2 protein-coding genes are annotated in these 1,066 nt (G+C 60.0%); both read right to left on the bottom strand.

Annotated features, from left to right (window positions below):
* On the bottom strand, positions 1-662 hold a 662-nt coding region (locus AC1DX0_RS36260; RefSeq protein ID WP_477359367.1), incomplete at its 3' end, for a class I tRNA ligase family protein.
* Positions 663-779: 117 nt separating this feature from the next.
* Positions 780-1,066: hypothetical protein (locus AC1DX0_RS36255; RefSeq protein WP_477359364.1), on the bottom strand; the 287-nt coding region annotated here is incomplete at its 5' end.

Raw genomic sequence — 1,066 nt, 5'->3', positions numbered from 1 at the left:
GTGATGAAGGTTTGCAGATTTTCCGCGTCGAAGGTCTCGCCCTCGATCGGATAGCGGAAGTGCCAGAGATTGCCGTTGACTTCCTGCGGCTCGACCTCGAGGTCGGAGATCGCGGTCAACAGTTTGGGGTCCCAGTTCACAAGGCGCTTGTCCTTGTAGATCAGGCCTTGCTTGTAGAGGGTGACGAACACTTCGAGCACGGCCTTGGACAGGCCCTCGTCCATGGTGAAGCGTTCGCGCGACCAGTCGGCCGAGGCGCCGAGCCGCTTCAGCTGGTTGAAGATGGCACCGCCGGATTCGGCCTTCCACTCCCACACTTTCTCGATGAATTGTTCGCGCGTGAGATCGCGGCGGTGGATCTGCTTTTCCATCAGCTGGCGCTCGACCACCATCTGCGTGGCGATGCCGGCATGGTCCATGCCCGGCTGCCACAGCACGTTCTTGCCGCGCATGCGCTCGAAGCGCACCAGAATGTCCTGCAGCGTGTTGTTGAGCGCGTGGCCCATATGCAGCGAGCCGGTGACATTGGGCGGCGGGATGACGATGGTGAAGGCTTCAGCCCCCTCCTCGGCGCCTGCGCCGGCGCGAAATGCGTCGGCCTCTTCCCAGACTTTGGCGATCTTCGGCTCGACGGTCTTGGCGTCGTAGGTCTTTTCAAGCATGGGAAAATGGTCCGCGCTGTCGGGATTTTTGCTGGTTCGGTGTAAATCGGAAGGTCTGGGCCAAGTCAACCGCAAGGGCCGCCTCGGTTCATGAGAAGCAAATAGGCGTGGCCCTGCTTATTTCAACGGAATACCGTGTCCGCACTCGGCGCAAAACTTCGCTCGCGGCGTCCGGTAGGGCTTTGCGCAGGACGGGCAGTCGGGGCCGTAGTCGGAACGGCGGACATGCAGGAGCCATAAAGTATGATGAAGTGTTACTCCGGTCCGCTCGCGATAGCGATCGGCCGCCGGATGCTTCATTTCTGTCCATTGTCCGTGCCGGGAAATGAACCTATTGACCTGAAAATATAGCGCTGCTGGGTCGCCGACGACATCCCGATACTCTTCATCGGTCAGCATCGGAA

The sequence above is a fragment of the Mesorhizobium sp. P3_A9 genome (genome assembly GCF_056402975.1).
Note: the sequence above shows the minus strand (reverse complement) of the source record. Positions and strands in the feature narration are given on the sequence as shown.